General features: G+C 71.7%; 2 protein-coding genes. Both read right to left on the bottom strand.

Features of this window, described 5'->3' with window-relative positions; translation table 11 throughout:
* Nucleotides 1–493, bottom strand: a 493-nt coding sequence (locus LCD33_RS23565; RefSeq protein ID WP_224978295.1) for a hypothetical protein, incomplete at its 3' end; no start/stop codon positions are given.
* Complete coding sequence (locus tag LCD33_RS23570) at nucleotides 475–1,005, bottom strand: ImmA/IrrE family metallo-endopeptidase (protein WP_224961038.1); 531 nt, start codon at nucleotides 1,003–1,005, stop codon at nucleotides 475–477. The genes LCD33_RS23565 and LCD33_RS23570, both read right to left, overlap by 19 nt.
* Between the last annotated feature and the right edge of the window lie 342 nt (nucleotides 1,006–1,347).

A 1,347-nucleotide genomic window follows, 5' to 3' on the forward strand; every position in this document is an offset into this window, starting at 1 on the left:
GCCCCCCGCGCACGCCCGCCCGCACGCACAACCCGCACGCCACCGCGTGCGCGACGACGTGCAGCAGCAGGAAACCCGACCAGTAGCTGTCCAGCACCGCGACCGGCACCGGCGGACCCGCGAAACCGACCGCGGACAGATCGGAGCGGACCAGCAGCGAGACCACCACGGCCCCACCGGCCCACAGCAGCGGCGTCCGGGCGCCACGCACCCGCAGGAAAGCCGAGAAACCGTGGAGCACCAGGCAGGAACTCGTCACCGCGATCGAATTGCGCAGCACGTGCACCGCCTGCGGGCTCAACGCGGATTCGCGCAACCACGTGCAGGAAGCGTCGGTGTGCAGCGTCATCGTCGTCGCGAGCCCGGCTCCGATGAGCCAGAACGCCCGGGTCCGGCGCTGCCGCAACGCCTGCGGTGCGCGGAGCAGAACCGCGAGCCAGAGCGCCCCGATGCCGACGAACTCCACCACCGAGCTCACCGCGGCGGCGGCCACGGGGCCACCGCGAACCCGAGCGCCTCCTCGATTCCGCCCACCCGCACCGGAGTCGGCAGGATGCGGCTGCCCAGCAGGACCGCGATGTCCTCGGCCTCCCGCTCGGCCGCGGCACCGTGCCCGCCGTGCGAGCGGGCCAGCAACCGGGACACCGTTCCCGGGTCGAGATCCGGGACCATCCGCCGGAATTGCGCCGCCCGCCGCTCCGAGTGATCGGCGGGTTCCGCTCCACCGTGCGCGAGGATGTGTCCGATCTCGTGCAGGATGATGTGCTTTCGGTGCAGTTCGCTGGTACGCGGTTCGACGAAAACGTAGTCGGTGTCCGCGGCTTCCACCCAGAGCCCGTGCGGACGGGCGGAATTCGCCGCCCCCGGAAAGGGGAGCACGCGCAACGGACGTTTCCGGCGCGCGGAGATGCACTCGATCAACTCATCCATCGAACAGGCGGCAGGCAGCGCCAATTCCTTGACCAGCCTGCGAAAACGCGCGCGCGAACGCCACCCCTCCAGCACCGGAAGCCCTCCCCGGTCACATGTCCACCCCAGTACGCTGAGCACTCTGTCCGACACTTTCCGCAGCAGTCAATGCATCCTGCGTCACAGCGCACGAAAATCGCACCCCCTTAACAGGAGGTTCACTTTCTCGCGAACGATTTCCAGATAGTGAGCGAAATGGCGTGCACCGCGCGGAAATGGAGCAGGCGGTAGCAACTCCCGGTGGAACGCGGGGGGGGGGGGCCCCCCCCCCCCCCGGGGGGGGCGGGCGCGGCACAAACCCGCCGGCCCCCCCCCCCCCCCCCCGCCCCCCCCCGGGGGGGCGCCCCCCCCCGGGGGGGGGGGGGGGGCCGCCGGGGG

It is taken from the genome of Saccharopolyspora sp. 7B, assembly GCF_020177435.1.
Classification (GTDB): Bacteria; Actinomycetota; Actinomycetes; order Mycobacteriales; family Pseudonocardiaceae; genus Saccharopolyspora_C; species Saccharopolyspora_C gregorii.